The organism is Azospirillum sp. TSO35-2 (genome assembly GCF_003116095.1).
Taxonomy (GTDB): domain Bacteria; phylum Pseudomonadota; class Alphaproteobacteria; order Azospirillales; family Azospirillaceae; genus Azospirillum.
Window position 1 is genome coordinate 373,974 of the sequence record NZ_LGRA01000021.1, and the last position, 16,327, is coordinate 390,300.

Annotated in this window: 16 protein-coding genes; 7 read left to right on the plus strand and 9 right to left on the minus strand. The window is 68.8% G+C overall.

Annotated features, from left to right (window positions below; genetic code table 11):
- Window positions 1-46 precede the first annotated feature (46 nt).
- The 3 genes from TSO352_RS17925 to TSO352_RS17935 are packed head-to-tail and all read right to left on the minus strand — an operon-like array spanning window position 47 to window position 2,731.
- Window positions 47-1,075 (minus strand): ABC transporter substrate-binding protein, encoded by a 1,029-nt coding sequence (locus TSO352_RS17925; protein ID WP_109108675.1) that lies wholly within the window; start codon window positions 1,073-1,075, stop codon window positions 47-49.
- Between the two features lie 23 nt (window positions 1,076-1,098).
- Window positions 1,099-1,899, minus strand: coding sequence for an ABC transporter permease (locus TSO352_RS17930; RefSeq protein WP_109108676.1), 801 nt, complete (start codon window positions 1,897-1,899; stop codon window positions 1,099-1,101).
- Between the two features lie 7 nt (window positions 1,900-1,906).
- Window positions 1,907-2,731 carry an ABC transporter ATP-binding protein gene (locus TSO352_RS17935; protein WP_109108677.1) on the minus strand — a complete coding sequence of 275 codons (825 nt, stop codon included), beginning with the start codon at window positions 2,729-2,731 and terminating at the stop codon, window positions 1,907-1,909.
- Between the two features lie 270 nt (window positions 2,732-3,001).
- Between TSO352_RS17935 and ftsH the strand changes: the two genes are divergently transcribed.
- From ftsH to TSO352_RS17955, 4 genes are all read left to right on the plus strand, one after another.
- Window positions 3,002-4,783, plus strand: coding sequence for an ATP-dependent zinc metalloprotease FtsH (gene ftsH / locus TSO352_RS17940; protein ID WP_109108678.1), 1,782 nt, complete (start codon window positions 3,002-3,004; stop codon window positions 4,781-4,783).
- 104 nt (window positions 4,784-4,887) lie between these two features.
- Window positions 4,888-5,715 carry a transporter substrate-binding domain-containing protein gene (locus TSO352_RS17945; protein WP_109108679.1) on the plus strand — a complete coding sequence of 276 codons (828 nt, stop codon included), beginning with the start codon at window positions 4,888-4,890 and terminating at the stop codon, window positions 5,713-5,715.
- A complete protein-coding gene (locus TSO352_RS17950) occupies window positions 5,712-7,268 on the plus strand; it encodes a SpoIIE family protein phosphatase (protein WP_109110710.1) in 1,557 nt (518 codons plus the stop codon). The genes TSO352_RS17945 and TSO352_RS17950 overlap by 4 nt, the downstream gene beginning before the upstream one ends.
- A 148-nt stretch (window positions 7,269-7,416) precedes the next feature.
- Window positions 7,417-8,181, plus strand: a complete 765-nt coding sequence (locus TSO352_RS17955; protein WP_109108680.1) for a response regulator transcription factor — start codon at window positions 7,417-7,419, stop codon at window positions 8,179-8,181.
- 18 nt (window positions 8,182-8,199) lie between these two features.
- On the opposite strand, the gene TSO352_RS17960 is transcribed toward TSO352_RS17955, so the two are convergent.
- The 4 genes from TSO352_RS17960 to TSO352_RS17975 all read right to left on the minus strand — a co-directional run bounded on the left by TSO352_RS17960 (window position 8,200) and on the right by TSO352_RS17975 (window position 12,083).
- Window positions 8,200-9,222 carry a HAMP domain-containing sensor histidine kinase gene (locus TSO352_RS17960; RefSeq protein ID WP_109108681.1) on the minus strand — a complete coding sequence of 341 codons (1,023 nt, stop codon included), beginning with the start codon at window positions 9,220-9,222 and terminating at the stop codon, window positions 8,200-8,202.
- Window positions 9,219-9,617 (minus strand): DUF1987 domain-containing protein, encoded by a 399-nt coding sequence (locus TSO352_RS17965; protein WP_109108682.1) that lies wholly within the window; start codon window positions 9,615-9,617, stop codon window positions 9,219-9,221. Before TSO352_RS17965 ends, TSO352_RS17960 begins: the two co-directional genes overlap by 4 nt.
- A 23-nt stretch (window positions 9,618-9,640) precedes the next feature.
- Window positions 9,641-10,192, minus strand: a complete 552-nt coding sequence (locus TSO352_RS17970) for a SiaB family protein kinase (RefSeq protein WP_109108683.1) — start codon at window positions 10,190-10,192, stop codon at window positions 9,641-9,643.
- A 121-nt stretch (window positions 10,193-10,313) separates the two neighbouring features.
- Window positions 10,314-12,083 (minus strand): DUF3369 domain-containing protein, encoded by a 1,770-nt coding sequence (locus tag TSO352_RS17975; protein ID WP_109108684.1) that lies wholly within the window; start codon window positions 12,081-12,083, stop codon window positions 10,314-10,316.
- Between the two features lie 466 nt (window positions 12,084-12,549).
- Here TSO352_RS17975 and TSO352_RS17980 point away from each other — a divergent pair, with 466 nt between their 5' ends.
- Window positions 12,550-14,283, plus strand: coding sequence for a histidine kinase dimerization/phosphoacceptor domain -containing protein (locus TSO352_RS17980; protein ID WP_109108685.1), 1,734 nt, complete (start codon window positions 12,550-12,552; stop codon window positions 14,281-14,283).
- Between the two features lie 8 nt (window positions 14,284-14,291).
- On the opposite strand, the gene hisE is transcribed toward TSO352_RS17980, so the two are convergent.
- Window positions 14,292-14,681 (minus strand): phosphoribosyl-ATP diphosphatase, encoded by a 390-nt coding sequence (gene hisE, locus TSO352_RS17985; protein WP_109108686.1) that lies wholly within the window; start codon window positions 14,679-14,681, stop codon window positions 14,292-14,294.
- A 269-nt stretch (window positions 14,682-14,950) separates the two neighbouring features.
- Between hisE and TSO352_RS17990 the strand changes: the two genes are divergently transcribed.
- Complete coding sequence (locus tag TSO352_RS17990; RefSeq protein ID WP_109110711.1) at window positions 14,951-15,145, plus strand: hypothetical protein; 195 nt, start codon at window positions 14,951-14,953, stop codon at window positions 15,143-15,145.
- 51 nt (window positions 15,146-15,196) lie between these two features.
- On the plus strand, window positions 15,197-15,397 hold the full coding sequence (locus TSO352_RS17995; protein WP_109108687.1) for a hypothetical protein: 201 nt from the start codon (window positions 15,197-15,199) through the stop codon (window positions 15,395-15,397).
- Window positions 15,398-15,524: 127 nt separating this feature from the next.
- Here the strand turns inward: TSO352_RS17995 and TSO352_RS18000 are convergent, their stop codons facing one another.
- Entirely contained in the window at window positions 15,525-16,244 is a 720-nt protein-coding gene (locus TSO352_RS18000; RefSeq protein WP_109110712.1) for a Crp/Fnr family transcriptional regulator, read from the minus strand.
- Window positions 16,245-16,327 lie beyond the last annotated feature (83 nt).

Genomic DNA, 16,327 nt, shown 5'->3' on the forward strand with positions numbered 1-16,327 from the left:
TTTTTCTATGGGTATTCCCTCTCCCGCCAACCGGCGGGCGGGCCGCTCACTTCGGCAGGCGCTTCAGCGCGTCGGCGACATACTGGTTGGTGTAGGTCTTCGACAGGTCGATGTTGGCCGAGGCCACCGCCGGATCGAACGCCTTCAGCACCGTCAGGGCGGCCTTGGCCCCCGCCTCGGTGAACTGGCCGTCCGGCGAATAGGTCGGCTTGGAATGCTCGAAGGCCTGGGCGTAGAGCGACTTGTTGCCCAGGAAATACTCCTCCGGCAGCACCTTCAGCACATCCTCGGTCGAGGCCTTGTTCAGCCACAGCATGGTGCGGACGAACACGTCGGCCAGCGCCTGGGTCGTCTTCGGGTTCTCCTTGACGAACTCCGGCTTGGCGTAGAGGACCGCCGCCGGGTAGGGGCCGCCATAGACCTCGATCGTGCCCTTCTCGGTGCGGGTGTCGGCCAGGATGGTGATGTCGCCGTCGGCCTGGGCCTGGCTGATCACCGGGTCGAGGTTGACGATGGCGTCGATCTCGCCGCGCTTGATCGCCGCGATGGCGCTGGGGCCGCCGCCGACGCCGATGATCGACACATCCTCCGGCTTCATGCCGATCGAGGTCAGCACATAGTTCAGCATGAAGTTGGTGGAGGAGCCGGGGGCGGTCACGCCGACCTTCTTGCCCTTCAGGTCCTTCACCGACTTGATGGTGTCGGCCCGGTTCACCGCCGCCAGCACGATGCCGGGATAGCGGCCGAGCTGCGTCAGGGCGACGATCGGCTGACCCTTCGCCTGCATCTGGATGGTGTGGTCGTAGGCGCCGGTCACCACGTCGGCGGACCCGCCGACCAGCGCCTGCAGGCTCTTCGACCCGCCGCCGAAATCGCTGATCTCGACGTTCAGGCCGGCGTCCTTGAAGTAGCCCAGCCGTTCCGCCAGCGTCAGCGGAAGATAATAGAGCAGCGGCTTGCCACCGACCGCGATCTTGATGTCGGTCTTCTCCAGCTTGTCCTGGGCGGACGCCGGCGTGACGGCTCCCAGCGTCAGGGCGACCGCGGCGGCCGCGATCAAGGCTTTCAGGTTCATTGGTTTTCCTCCCCCTTGGATGGTCAGTGCTGCCCGCTGTGCTGGTCTTGTGGACGCCAGTGCAGCAGGCGCTTTTCGATGACGGTCACCGCCGCGTCGATCAGGACGACGAAGATGGTCAGCACCAGCATGCCGGAAAAGACGCCGACGGTGTCGAACACGCCCTCGGCCTGGTGGATGCGGTAGCCGAGCCCGGCGGCGGAGCCCAGATACTCGCCGACCACCGCACCGACCATGGCGAAACCGACCGCGGTGTGCAGCGACGAGAAGACCCAGGACAGCGCCGACGGCAGATAGACGTGGCGGAACAGGTGGCGCGAGTTGGCGCCCAGCATGCGGGCGTTGGCCAGCACGACGGGGCTGACCTCCTTCACGCCCTGGTAGACGTTGAAGAAGACGATGAAGAAGACCAGCGTCACCCCCAGCGCCACCTTCGACCAGATGCCCAGCCCCAGCCACAGCGCGAAGATCGGCGCCAGCACGACGCGGGGCAGCGCGTTCACCGCCTTGATGTAGGGGTCGAACACGATCGACACCAACGGCGCGCGGGCGAACCAGAAGCCGAAGGCGATGCCCGCCACCGTGCCGATGGCGAAGGCCAGCGCCGTCTCCAGCAGCGTGATGCCCAGATGGTACCAGATGACGCCGGACGCGAAGTCCTTCCAGGTCCGCTCCAGCACCGCGCCCGGCGTGCCGAAGAAGAACGGGCTGAGAATCTTGGTGTCGGTCAGGACGTGCCAGATCAGGAAGAACGCGATCAGCACACCCAGTTGCAGCAGCAGGATGACCGGGCGGCTCGGCAGGCGTTTGGCGTGGGATCTCATGATGTCGTCACCGCAGCTTGGTCTGGGCGTAGCCCTTCAGCACTTCGTCGCGCAACTGGCCCCAGATCTCCCGGTGCAGCGCCAGGAATTGCGGGGTCATGCGGATGTCCGCCACGTCGCGCGGCCGGTCGAGGTCGATGCGGTATTCACCGATCAGCCGCGATCCCGGCCCGGCCGACAGCACCAGCACCCGGTCGGACATGGCGATCGCCTCCTCCAGGTCGTGGGTGATGAAGACCACCGACTTGCGGTCCGCCGCCCACAGGTCGAGCAGCTCGTTCTCCATCATCTGCCGGGTCTGGACGTCGAGCGCCGAGAAAGGCTCGTCCATCAGGATGATCTTCGGGTCGACGATCAGCGTCTGGGCCAGCGCCACGCGCTTGCGCATACCGCCCGACAACTGGTGCGGAAAGCGGTCGCCGAATCCCTCCAGCCCGACACGGGACAGCCAGGGCCGTGCGCGCTCCCGCGCCTGCGCCCGCGCGACGCCGCGGAACTCCAGCCCGGCGGCGACGTTGTCGAGCGCCGACTTCCACGGCATCAGCGCCTCGGCCTGGAACATGTAGCCGGCCTTCGGGTTGATCCCGGTCACCGGCTGGCCAAAGGACAGCGCCCTGCCCTCGCTCGGCTTCAGCAGCCCGGCGGCGACGTTCAGCATGGTCGACTTGCCGCTGCCGGTCGGGCCGACGATCGACACGAACTCCCCATCGGCGACGGTGAAGCTGGCGCCCTGTACGGCGGTGTAGGAACGTCCCCGGCCGTCGGGTGAGGGAAAGGTGCAGGTCACGCCCTCCAATTGGAGGGCAGGCGCCGGTGCGGCGGCCTCGGCCATGGCGGTGTGGTCCTTATCGTTCGGGCAGTGCGCTATCGTTCGGGCGATGCGCTTTGGTTGGGATGCCATACTGTCGGAACTGAAGCTTATCGGCAACCGCTTGAGATCTCCCTTGGATTCGGAAGGGAGCCATTCGGCAAACGCACCGCTTACGGTGTCAAAGAAGGGACACGGGCCCTTATCGGTTGCCGCGGCGGCAGGCTGTCCCGCATCAATGGCCCCATCAATGGCATAGACCGAAAGCCAGTCCTTCCCCCTCGCGGAGCCGACATGCCCACGCTGCCGAAACGCCCGATGATTGCGCTCGCTGCCCTGGCCGCCCTGCTGGCCGCGTGGCTTGGCTTCGCGGCCTGGTACGACCATGCCCAGCGGGCGGGTGAACAGCCGGCAACCTACAGCGCGCTGATCGAGCGGGCCGGCCGGGGCGAGATCGCGTCGATCACCTTCAGCGACGACACCGGGCATGCGGTGGCGACCGACGGAACCCGCAGCCGCATCGTCATGCCGGTGACCGACGATCTGCTGAAGGAACTGCGCAGCCACAAGGTCGCCATCGCCTTCGACGACGGCCCCGTGGGGCTGATGGCGCAGACGGTCGGCGTGCTCGACCGGGCGGCGCCGTTCCTGGTGGTGGCGCTGCTGGTCGGCGGGCTGGCGCTGAGCGGCGGGCAGTTCTTCGGGATGGGCCGCGCCACCCGCATCCGGCCGGAGGACACCGGCACCGTCTTCGCCGACGTCGCCGGCGTGGACGAGGCCAAGGAGGAACTGCGCGAGACGGTGCAGTTCCTGAAGGACCCGCGCCGCTTCGCCATGGCCGGCGCCCGCGTGCCGAAGGGCATCCTGCTGGTCGGTCCGCCCGGCACCGGCAAGACCATGCTGGCCAAGGCGGCGGCCGGTGAGGCCGGCGTGCCGTTCTTCGCCGCGTCGGGGTCGGACTTCGTCGAGATGTTCGTCGGGCTGGGCGCCGCGCGCGTCCGCAACCTGTTCAAGGCCGCCCGCGCCAACGCCCCCTGCCTGCTGTTCATCGACGAGATCGACGCGCTGGCCGGCAAGCGCGGCGAATCCAATAGCCATTCCGAACGCGAACAGACGCTCAACCAGCTGCTGGTCGAGATGGACGGCATTGTCGAGGGCGGCGACGTCGTGGTGATCGCCGCCACCAACCGGTCGGAGATGCTGGACGCCGCCGTGCTCCGCCCCGGCCGATTCGACCGTCACATCCATGTCAGCCTTCCCGACGTGGCGGGGCGCGAGGCGATCCTGGGCGTCCACGCCGGCCGGCTGACGCTGGCCCCCGATGTCTGCGCCCGCACGGTGGCGCGCGGCACGCCGGGCTTCTCCGGCGCCGAACTCGCCAACCTCGCCAACGAGGCGGCGCTGTCGGCGGCGCGCCAGGGCCGGGTGGTCGTCACCATGGCCGATTTCGAAACCGCCAAGGACCGCGTGCTGATGGGGGTGGAGCGCCGCAGCCTCGCCCTGTCGGCTCACGAACGCCGCCTGACCGCCTACCACGAGGCCGGCCACGCCCTCGTCTCGCTGCGCTGCCCGGAGGCCGACCCGATCCACAAGGCGACGATCATCCCGCGCGGCCGCGCGCTGGGCATGGTGGTCCGGCTGCCGGAGGGTGACCGGGTGTCCGTGTCGCGCGCCAAGCTGCTGGCCGACATCGCCGTCGCCATGGCCGGCCGCGCGGCGGAGGAGATCGTCTTCGGCCAGGACCATGTCACCACCGGAGCCGAGGCCGACTTCCGCGCCGCCACCGACCTCGCCCGCCGCATGGTCGCCGCCTGGGGCATGAGCGAGGCCATCGGCTTCGTCGCCCACGCCGGCAGCGAGCCGGGCGTGCGGTCGGAGCGCACCGCCTGGCGCATCGACGAGGAAATCCGCCGCATCACCGACGAGGGGATGGAGCATGCCCGCCGCCTGCTGCGCAGCGACCGCACCGCGCTGGACAGCATCGCCCGGGCGCTGCTGGAACGCGAGACGCTGACCGGCGACGAGATCACCGGCCTTGCCGACCAGGAGGTCGAACGGGCAACCGAAGCCGCCTGACATCATGCGTTCCGCAACCTGGTGCTTTATTGCCGCGTTGCGGTCACGTTGCATACCGGAGTAAAGTATCGCCACCACGAATGGGGTAATGCGAGAGGGGCGACATGACGGGGCCGGTTTCCCGCCGCACGGCGCTGACGGTTGCGCTGCCCCTGCTGTCCGGACCCCTCCTGTCCGGCTGGCCGACCCGGTCGGTGTTGGCCGCGGCGGTCGAGGACGCCCCCGCGGTGGTGCCGGCGACCGGCCCGGTGGTGGTCAATGTCGGTGCCTACGAATTCCCCCCTTACGTCGATGAGACGGGCGACGGCGTGACGCGCGATCTGCTGGATCTGCTCAACGCCGCCCAGTCCGAACGCCGGTTCCGGCTGGTCGCGACCGCGCCGCAGCGCCGTTACGACGACCTGGAACAGGGGCGGTTCGACATGATCGCCTTCGAATGCCTGACCTGGGGCTGGGAAGGCCGTCCGGTGGAGGCCACCCGCCCCTTCCTGCGCGACGCCGAGGTGTTCGTTGCCAAGGCCGGGCCGGGCATCGACCAGTCCGTGTTCGACGATCTGAGCGGCAAGACCATCCTGGGCCGGCTGGGCTACCACTACGCCTATGCCGACTTCCACGCCGATCCGAAGCTGCTGGAGCAGCGCTATCACACCCGCGTCACGGTGACGCATGAGGGCAACGTGCGCAGCGTCGCCGCCGGACGGGCCGATCTCGCCATCGTCACCCGCTCCTTCCTGACCCGCTTCCTGAAACGCGAGCCCGAACTGGCGCAACGGCTGCTGGTGTCGGAACGCACCGACCAGATCTACGAACACACCATCCTGGTGCGCCGCGGCGGGCCGGTCGGCGCGGCGTGGCTCGACGGGTTGCTGGAGCGCCTTGCCGCCGATGGCCGGCTGGAGTCGCTGTGGCGCCGCAGCGGCATCCTGTCGTGAAGCGCCGCTCCTCCCTGCTGGCGCGGGTGGCCGGCGCCATCCTGGTGACCACCGCCACCATCGGCGCCGCCGCCGTGCTGCTGTCCGAGCGCATCGTCGAGGGACAGCGGCACCAGGATCTGCTGCGCCGGGCCGAGCTGGTCGCCGCCACCCAGGCCGACGCGCTGAGCGGGCCGCTGTGGGAACTCGACACCCGCAGCGTTCAGCGCATGATCGACGCGCTGACCGCCCGTGACCTAGCCATCCGCTCCATCGCCGTGTACGAGGTCGGCCGCGACACGCCACTGGCGCAGGCCACCGCCGGGGCCGCCGATCCGGCCAACCGCGTCGCGGTGGAGCGGCCCATCGTCCTGCACGGGCGGGAAGGCGGGGTCGAGACGGTCGGGCGCCTGCGCGTCGCCTATTCGACCGCGGAGGTCCGGCAGGCGACGCTGGACGCGCTGGTCCCGGTGGTCGGGCTGCTCCTGTTGTCGCTGCTCGGGGCGATGGCGGCGCTGGGCCTCACGCTGAACCGGATCGTGCTGCGCCCGCTGCGCCGGCTGACCCAGTTGGCCGGCGTCCTGGCCCGCGGCGACTACGGCGCCCGCATGAACGCCGACCGCGCCGACGAGATCGGCGTGCTGGCCGACGGCTTCAACCGGATGGCTGGGACGGTGCAGGACCACACCCGCACCCTGGAAAGCCGAGTCCAGGAACGGACGGAGGCGCTGGCCGCGACCAACCGCGCCATCATGGACAGCATCAACTACGCCCAACTGATCCAATCCTCGATCCTGCCGGCGCCGGAGACGCTGCGCGCCGGGCTGACCGAGCATTTCGTGCTGTGGCGCCCGCGCGACGTGGTCAGCGGCGACTTCTACCTGTGCCGCGAGGTGGCGGACGGCTTCGTCGTCGCGGTCGCCGACTGCACCGGCCACGGCGTGCCCGGCGCCTTCATGACGATGACGGCCAGCGCGATGCTGAACAACGCGCTCGACCTGCTGGGCGCCGACGACCCCGCCGCCATCCTGGCGGTCGTCGACCACAAGGTGCGCGCCGCCCTGCACCAGGAGGGGGACGTCCGCAACCTGACCGACCTGTTCGACAACGGACTCGATCTCGCCCTGTGCCACATCCGGCCGGCCGACGGGCGGCTGGTCTACGCCGGCGCCCGCATCCCCCTGCTGATCGCCAGCCGTGACGGCGTCACCGAACTGCGCGGCGACCGCCGCAGCCTGGGGTATCGGCGGGATCCGGCGCAGGCCGACGCGCCCTTTGCCAACCGTACGGTGACGCTGCGGCCCGGCCAGACCTTCCTTCTCGGCACCGACGGGCTGACCGACCAGAGCGGCGGGGAGCGGGGTCGCAGCTTCGGCAAGCACAGATTGCGCGACGCGCTGCTGCGCTGTGGGGATGGGCCGCTCGACCGGCTGAAGATGGAGTTGGAGGACACGCTCCACCGCTTCCAGGGGGAGCGGGAGCAGCGTGATGACATCACTCTGTTCGGCTTCCGCGTGCGACTGACCGACGCAGCCATCCTCCCAGGCGACGGGTCGGCGCGGCGTGCCGCGTAAAATCCCTGGACCCTGCCAGCAAATCTGTTACAGACATGTCACTGGTTGTGACGGTTTGTGACATCGATCGGTAGGCGCAACTTTGTTTTAAAGTTTAGGCAATCTGCGGTATGGTCCACCCGTTGAAGTGGTGATGGGAGGGTACGGGATGGCGGGTCCGACGATCATCGTGGTCGAAGATGAGAACTCTCTGCGCTCCGACATGGTCGAGTATCTGTCGAGCTGCGGTTTCGACGCCATCGGCGCCCGCGACGGCGCCGAGTTGGACCGGCTGCTCCAGACCCGCGACGCCGCCATCGTCATCCTCGACGTGAACCTGCCGGACGAGGACGGGTTCAAGATCGCCGCAAGGCTGCGCGACCATCACGGCGCCGGCATCGTCATGGTGACGGCGCGCGGTTCCACCGTCGACCGGGTGGTCGGGTTGGAGATCGGCGCCGACGCCTATCTGGTGAAGCCGATCGAACTGCGCGAGCTGGAAGCGCAGGTGAAGTCGCTGCTGCGCCGCCTGAGCGAGCGCGCCGCCGAATCGGCCGTGCCGTCCGCCGCCAACGGGACCACGGTCGGCGACACCGCCGATGGGGGCGACGAGGCGCGCTGGTCGCTCGATCCCACGGAATGGTGCCTGACCAACCCGGCCGGCGTCCGCATCAGCCTGACCAGCATGGAAATGAAGCTGACCAGCCTGCTCGCCGCCCAGGCGCGCAAGCCGGCGACGCGCGACCAGATCTCCCAGGCGCTGTACAACCGCCGCTGGAACCCGGAAGACCGCTCGATCGACACCGTCGTCGGACGCCTGCGCCACAAGGTGGAAGGGGCGATCGGCGGCCCGGCCCCGCTGAAATCGGTGCATGGCGTCGGCTACGTCTTCTCCGCCCCGGTTCGCGTCGTCGGCAGCGGCCAGCAGAGCTGAGCCTCTCCTCCGGGACGCTCAGTCCTCCGGCGTGCAGCGCGGGAACAGCAGGGTGAAGCTGGTGCCGCGATCCACCGCGCTGTCCACGGCGATGGTGCCCTTCAACACCCCGACCACCAGATTGTGCACGATGTGCAGCCCCAACCCGCTGCCGCCACGGCCACGGCGCGTGGTGAAGAAGGGTTCGAACACACGGGACCTGTGCTCCTCGCTCATGCCGCGGCCGGTGTCGGTGAAGCACAGGCGGACCATGTCGGGGGCGGGCTGGTCGACGACGACCGCCATGTCCCCGTCCCGCCCGTCGGCGAAGGCGTGGGTCAGGGCGTTCATCACCAGGTTGGACAGGATCTGCGACAGGACGCCGGGATAGCAGTCCAGTTCCAGGTCGCCGGGGCAGGTCACCGCCACCCCATGGCCGGCGGGGCGCAGCTTCGGTTGCAGGCTGACCAGCGTGTCCTGGATGTAGGCGGCGAGGTTGACGCGGCGGCGCACGGCGCTGGCCCGGTCCACCGCCACCTGCTTGAAGCCGGCGATCAGCTGCGCCGCCCGCTCGCAATTGCCGAGGATCAGGTCGGTGGTGTCGATGGCGGTGCCGAGGTAGCGGGCGAAATCGCCCTTGCTCAGTTCCCCCTCCTCCGCCCGCCGCCGCATCGCCGCGGTCGCGTCGGCGAGATGGGAGGCGCAGGACACCGCGATGCCGACGGGGGTGTTGATCTCGTGCGCGACCCCGGCGACCAGCGCGCCGAGCGAGGCCAGCTTTTCGGACTGAACCATCGCCTCCTGCGCCTCGCGCAGCCGGTCCAGCGCCGCTTCCGCTTCGGTCCGCCGCCGTTCCAGTTCGCGGTTGGCGTCGTTCAACTGCCCCTGCAGCCGGTCGCTGACCCGCACCAGACGCTGCTGTTCCCGCGTGCTCCGTTCGAACGCGGCGATCAGCGCGTTGAATTCGGCGACACAGTCCGGCGCATCGGCCTCCAGCCTCTTCCCCAGCGAGCGGGCCTTGGCAAGGGCCTCCTCCTCCGCGGCAAAGAGGTTGAAGCTCATGCGCCGCCGCCGGCGGGGATCTCCCGCAGATCGAAGACGACGGCGCGCAGGTCCTCGGCGAAATCCTCGCCCAGTTCGCGCATCGAGTCGTCGTTCTCCTCGACACACCAGGTCACGGTCACCGGGCGCCCGTCCCGCGCCACCGTCTCCAGCATCTGGAAGATGTTCATCAGCGCCTTGGCGCTGGAGCTGTTGAAATACAGCAGTTCCATGTCGAACCGGATGGCCCCGCGTTCCGGCCGTGCCAGAAAGTCGTGCAGGGCGCTGAAGACCGGCCCGAAGAAGCCGGCGACATCGTCGGGGTAGGACTCGCCGGTCAGTCGTAAATGACCGGCGGCGAAATCGAAACTGACGCCGGGCGTGCGTCCGGTGGCGGGGATGATGAGGGAGTCCATGGCGTGTCGCTCGGTTCGGCCGCTCAGACGCGGACCTTGAGGCAGAAGAAGCTGCGGTCCGTGTCCATCGGATCGAAGTCGTAGTCGATGGGTTCGCTGGCCCGCCGGGCGATCTCGATCAGTCCCAGGGTGGCGCCGCGGCTGCCGCTGTCGGGCTCCTCCCGCAACTGCTCGCGGTAGTAGGTCTTGATGCCGTCACGGTCGAGGCTCTTCAGGTGGTCCAGCCGATCGCGCAGACGGGCGACGTCGTCGTTGCGCACCGTGTTGCCGCAGACGATGAAGACCTTTCCACCTTCCATGCCGATGGTCACCATGCCGGCGCTGAGTTCGACGGTGCCGCCGGGACGCCCCCTCACCTTTTCCGCCGAATAGCGGATGATGTTCTGCATCTGCTCGACGAACACCGAGAAGACCCGGCGGACGGTGGGGCCGTCGGCATCCTCAAGAGTCAACTTCTCGCGCAGCGCCTCGCCCAGGGAATAGAGTATCCCTTCCGACAAGTAACCGCTGAACGAGAACACGATACCTTTGTCGTCAAGGTCGCGTTTGATCGCCGCGTATTGCTGGGCAAGCATGACGGTCGCCTGTTGTCCCACCGGTGCCGGATTGACGCTGACTATCTCACCTCTTCCCCAAAAGGGCTATAGCCTTTCGGATGAGCTTGGCCGGCGACCCTGGGGCATTTCGCCCCGCCGGTCAGACCGGCAGCACCACCCGGAAGGTGGAGCCCTGGCCCGGAACGCTGTCGACCGCGACGGCGCCGCCATGCAGCATCACGATCTGCTGGACGGTGTGCAGGCCGATGCCGGTGCCGGGCACGCCGGACGCCCCCGACCCGCGGAAGAAGCGGTCGAACAGACGCGGGATTTCCTGCTCGGGGATGCCGCGCCCGCGGTCGACCACCTCGATCACCGCCATCGCCCCGTCGGTGTCGCCCCGCAGCAGGATCGGGCTGTTCGAGCCGGAGTATTTGACGGCGTTGTTGATCAGGTTGGTCAGGACCAGCCCGATCAGGTGGGCGTCGACCTCCGCGCGGCGCGGCAGAGGCCCGATGTCGAAGCGGAACTCGCGGTCGGGATAGGCGACGCGGAAAGGCTGGGCGACGCTGCGGATCAACTCCTGCAGATCGACCTCGCCGCGCTCCACGACCAGCGCGTTGCTTTGCAGCCGTTCGTCGGTCAGATGGGCGTCGATCAGGCCGGTCAGGCGCTGGACGCTGCCGCGGATCACCGCCAGCCGCTCCAGCATGTCGGGCTCCACCTGTTCGGCCCGCATCGCCAGCAGCTGGGCCGCGCTGTCGATGATGGCGAGCGGCGTGCGGAACTCGTGGCTGACCATGCCCAGGAACTGGCGCTGGCTGTCGCGGGCCAGCAACTCGCGCTCCAGCGCCCGCTCCACCCGCTCCTTCGCCAGGATCAGCGCCTTCTGGTTGGCCGCCAGCTCGGTCGTGCGCTCCTCCACCCGGTGCTCCAGCGAGCGGTTCAGCGCCACCAGTTCCTCGTAGAGGCAGACATTGTCGAAGCCGATGGCGACACGGTTGCAGAACAGCTCCAGCAGGCGGTGCTCGTCGGCGGTGTAGCGTTCCGCCCGCTCCAGCCACAGGATGGTCACGCCATGCTCGCGGGTCCGGAACACCAGGACGCAGTGGTCGTCGTCGTAGACGTTGCGCTGCGACCGCAGCGCGTCCTCGACCTCCGCCGCCGGACCGGCGGCCAGCGCCTCGGTCACCGGCAGCCCGACCGCGAGGCCGAAGCGGCCCAGACCGGCGACCACGGCGGCGTGGGAGCTGCCGTCCCCCCGCTCCATCCGGCGGCAGGCCATCACCGCCGGCGCGCTGCCCGGCTCGACGACGCGGGCGATCTGCTCCACCAGCCGTTCGACGAAGGCCCGCATCGACCGGATTTCGAACAGCGAGGCCGAGGCGCTGAGGATGCGCTCCAGCCCCAGGCGGTTGCGTTCGATGGTGACGATGTCGCGCCACGCCCGCAGCGCGCTGACCAGCGTGGTGAACAGCCGCTGGGCCGTCAGTTCGCTCTTGGCCTTGTAGTCGTTGATGTCGTAGCCGACGATGACGTCCCGTTCGGGGGCCTGCCCCGGCTGACCGGTGCGCAGGATGACGCGCATCCGGCGGTTGCCCAGGTCGTCGCGGATGTGGCGGACCAGCCGCAGACCGGCGTCCTCCGTCTCCATGACGACGTCGAGCAGCGCCACCGGCAGGTCGGGCCGTTCGGCCAGCACCGCCTTCGCCTCCTCCGCCGACAGGGCGCTCACCACCTCGAAGGGGCGGCCGTCGAAATCGAAGTCGCGCAGCAGGACCGCGGTCATGGCGTGGACCTGCGGATCATCATCCACCACCAGGATCGGCCAGGGGTCGCCGCTCGGCCGTAGGGGACGCGCCGCCGTGACCGCGCCGTCATCCGGCCCGAACAGCAGTTCGTCGTCCAGCTCCGCATCCGTACCCGCCATACCCCGCCTCCCGACCCGACGCCGATCCACGCATACCCCGTTCGGCTGATGGAACCATCGGACGGCCGCGCTTCCAAGCGTGATCTGCATCACCATGCAGTACTGGTTTCAATTTGTCGCAAATCAGCGAAGATCGTTGCGGCCCGCCGCCAGTGCTTTCCAAGACGCCGCTTCATTGCACAGCAACGGACCGTATAGCATCGAAATGTTCGGGATGACGAAGACCCTCCTGTTCGTCAAACGCCGGCTTGCGGCCCCGGCCTGCTGTTGCGGTGTCTGCCCCGATGCCTCCGGCGACCGGCCCCTTTCACGGTGCGGCTTGGCGCCGGGTGCGAACACGCCCCAAGCCCACCGGTCCGGTTTCGGGGAGCGCGGACCCGGGAGGGCTGCATGATGACGCGGCGCCCGCCATGCGCTATGCTTGGCCGTCAACGCTTCCCCACCCATGACCGGATCGCCTCGCCCGATGACCCCTGTCGGCCTCGACCATGACGCGCGTGCTGCGCGGGCGGGAGCCGGCCTGCCGGACGATCCTCTGCCGACACCGGCAACCAGCGGCCGGCATTCGCGTCAGGCGGTGTCGCCGGCCGTGGTGGCCCTGCTGGTGGTTGCCATCGCCCTCACCGCCGCCCTGCTCGGCATCGCCGCTCACCAATACCGCAAGCAGGTGATGGAGGAGGCGGAGAGCCGCTCCGTCGCCATCGCCCGGGTGCTGGAGGAGCATGCGGCCAGGACGCTGGGCATCCATGCGGCCTCGCTGCTCCGCGTGGAATGGATGGTCGATGATCTGGGGTGGAACCGCGTCGACGACTCCCCCCTGCTGTTCGAGCGGCTGAAGGCGATGAGCGGGTCGGCGCCGGAGGTGCAGTCCTACTGGATCACCGACGAGACCGGCCGCGTCCGCGCCAGCAGCTACGAATGGCCGATTCGCCCGCTGAGCGCGGCGGACCGCGAGTATTTCCAGGTCCATCGCCTGGGCGGCGACCGCATCCACATCGGCACCCGTCTGACCGGGAAGATTCTGCCGGAAGCGTTCTTCACCCTCAGCCGGCGGATGACCTACGCCAACGGCACCTTCCAGGGGGTCGCGCAGGTCTCGCTGCTGCCAAGCTATTTCGCCGATTTCTACCGCTCGGTCCTGCATGATTCGCACGACGTCATCCTGCTGATGCGCGAGGACGGCACGGTGCTGGTCCGCGAACCGCTGGACGGCGACCGGAACACGGTCGACATCGGTCACTATCCCAACCTGATCGCCGCCGCGGACGACAACGGCGTGTTCCGCGCCGTGACGCCGTTCGACGGGGTGGAGCGGGTCATGGCGCGCCGCAAGGTGCCCGACCTGCCGATCTATGTGCTCTACGGCACCGATCTGCGGTCGATCGAGGCGGCATGGCGCGACCGGGTCCAGCCCTACGTGCTGTTCGCCGCGCCGGCGGCGGCGCTGCTGATCCTGCTGGGCCTGATCGCGCTGCGCCGGTCGCGGCAGGCCGTCGAGGCCCAGGAGGCGCTGCACCGCGCCAACGAGGCGCTGGAGGATCGGATCGCCGAACGCACCCGTCACCTCGACCAGGCGCTGACCGACAAGGAAGTGCTGCTGCGCGACATCCACCACCGGGTGAAGAACAACCTCCAGGTCATCCTCAGCCTGCTGGAGTTGCAGGCCCAGCGGGCTCCGGAACTGGAGGGGCCGTTCAGCGAGGCGCTGAGCCGCATCAACACGATGGGCCTGATCCATGAGCAGATCTACCGGTCGACCGGGGTGTCGGTGGTCCGGCTGGACGAGTTCATCGAGGCGCTGGCCGGCCATCTGCGGAGCTTCCACCGCCGTCCGGGCCGCGACATCGCCATCCAGCACCGGGTGGAGCCGCTCAGCCTCGACCTGAACCGGGTGGTTCCCTTCGCGCTGATCCTGAACGAGGTGGTGTCGAACGCCTTCAAGCACGCCTTTGCCGACCGTGCGTCCGGCACCGTCACCATCGCTCTCATCGAAGAGGGCTCGGTGCTGCACCTGACGGTTCAGGACGACGGCACGGGGAGCGCCGAGCCGATTCCGGCGGCGGGCGGTACCGGTCGGCCGTCGATGGGCATGGACCTGATCCGCGCCTTCACCCGGCAGATTCGCGGCGACTATCGCTTCACCCGCGACGGCGGCACCCGCTTCGACCTGACCTTCCCGAAAGACGCCGACCCCGAATAGACGGGGCGTCAGCGCTTGGCGCGTTTCGGCGTGCCGTTGGTGGCGGCGCCGTTGACCTCGTCCGACTTCGGCAGCTTTTCGGCGATGCCGAACGCGAGTTCACGGCGTCGCAGCTCCGCCATCACCTCGTCGGGGGCGATGTCCAGGTCGGCCAGCAGGACGACCAGATTGTAGAACAGGTCCGCCGCCTCCAGCACCAGCGCGTCGCGATCACCGCGCATGGCTTCGATGGCGACCTCGATCGCCTCCTCCCCCACCTTCCGCGCCATCCGGGCGCGGCCCTGCGCCAGCAGCTTTGCCGTGCGCGATCCGTCGGGTACGGCCGATGGCTCACCGCGCAGGACCTGCACGGCGTCATACAAGCTGCGAAGGGGATCGGGGCCGATGTACTGGACCATGGGACTGAAGTCGTTTCCGCGGCCGTCGCTGTCAAGAGTTCCGTTGGCCCCGCAAACCATCCCATTCAGCGGCGACGGCGGTTCCGACGAGCGCAGCGACGGGCACCCGCAACACCGTCAGTATAACTGACGATCTGTATCGGCGATGATCAGCCAAAGAAAATCTTGGTCAAGCCGTAATTTTTCCGGCATCCAGCAATGCAAAGGGAGCGTATTTGGCATTGGGTATACCAGTGTAAAGTCCTCTCAACAGCCTGATGGAGAGCATCATGAACAGCACGACCTTCCACCCCGGCTCCAACGACCACACCTCGTCTGACGCGCTGCATGCGGTCGCCGAGTTCCCCGTCGCTTGGTTCGAAGCCACCCCCGCCTATCTGGTCCTGCGTCCGGTCGCCGCCTTCCTGCGCGAGTGGGCGGCCGCCACCCCGGCCGGCGTCGTCCTGGGCCTGCTGAAGCGCTGACACCCGGCGCATCACCACACGCACCTCTCACCCCGTCAATCGGAGGGTATCATGAGCATTCTCAGCCTTCACGGCGCCGGCCACCACAGCGTTCATGGCGAAACGCCGTCCCTGCACCCGGTCCGCGACTTCATCGCCGACTGGCTGGAAGCCACCCCGGCGGCGATCATGCTCCGTCCGGTCGGCGCTTTCCTGGCCGATTGGGCCAAGGCGACCCCGGTCGCGATCCTGGCCCGTTCGCTCCACCGCTGACATCCCGGTCCCGCACCGATCCAGGCACCAGGCCTGACGACCGGAGCGCAGCGACCCCAAAGGCAACCGCGGCAAGGCCCGTCACCCGACGGGCGGCCGCGGCCTTTTCATGTTCGGGCTCGGCCCATCACACGCCGCCGCGCACATCCTCGACCAGCATTTCCAGTCGGCCCAGGTCGCAAACGACCAGGGCGTCGGGCCGGCGTTCGACCAGCCCGTCGCGGGTCAGGTCGCTCAGCACGCGGGCCACGGTCTCGCGGGTGGTGCTGACGCGGGCGGCGATGTCGGAATGGACGGGGATCGGCGCGATGATCGCCGCGAGCCCCTGCCGCTTCCCGCGCTTGGCCAGACGCAGCAACTCGGCATGGACCCGGTTGTTGGCGCCCAGAGTCGACAGCTCCATGATGCGGTCGGTCGCGCCGCGCAGCTTGTCGCACAGCCGCAGCATCATCGCCATCGCCAGTTCGGGATGCGCCGTCGCCAGCTCTTGGAACGGTCGGGCCGGCAGGAAGGCGACCAGCGCCCCCTCCGTCAGCGCGACGACGGAGGCGGACCGCGGCCGGCCGTCCAGCGCCGACATCTCCCCCACCAGTTCACCGGCCTCGATGTCGCTGAAGCTGATTTCGCGCCCGCCGGCCGAATGGCTCAGCACCCGCACCCGGCCTTCGACCACGAAGCCGACGTCGCGGGTGTCCGCCCAATGGTCGATCAGTTGCTCGTCCGCGGCGAAGCGGCGCCAGCGGCACTGACGCGCCACGGCGGCCCGCTGTTCGGGCGTCAGCGACCGGAGAAGCGCGATGCGCTCCAGTCCGCCGGCCTCCGGCCCGCCGGTCGCGGTGTCGGGCAGCGGCTCCGGCGGGCGGCTTGCGAGCTTTGACGGTTCGCCTTTCGACACGGGACTGCTGTGGCCTCCGGCCCGAACTGTTCATT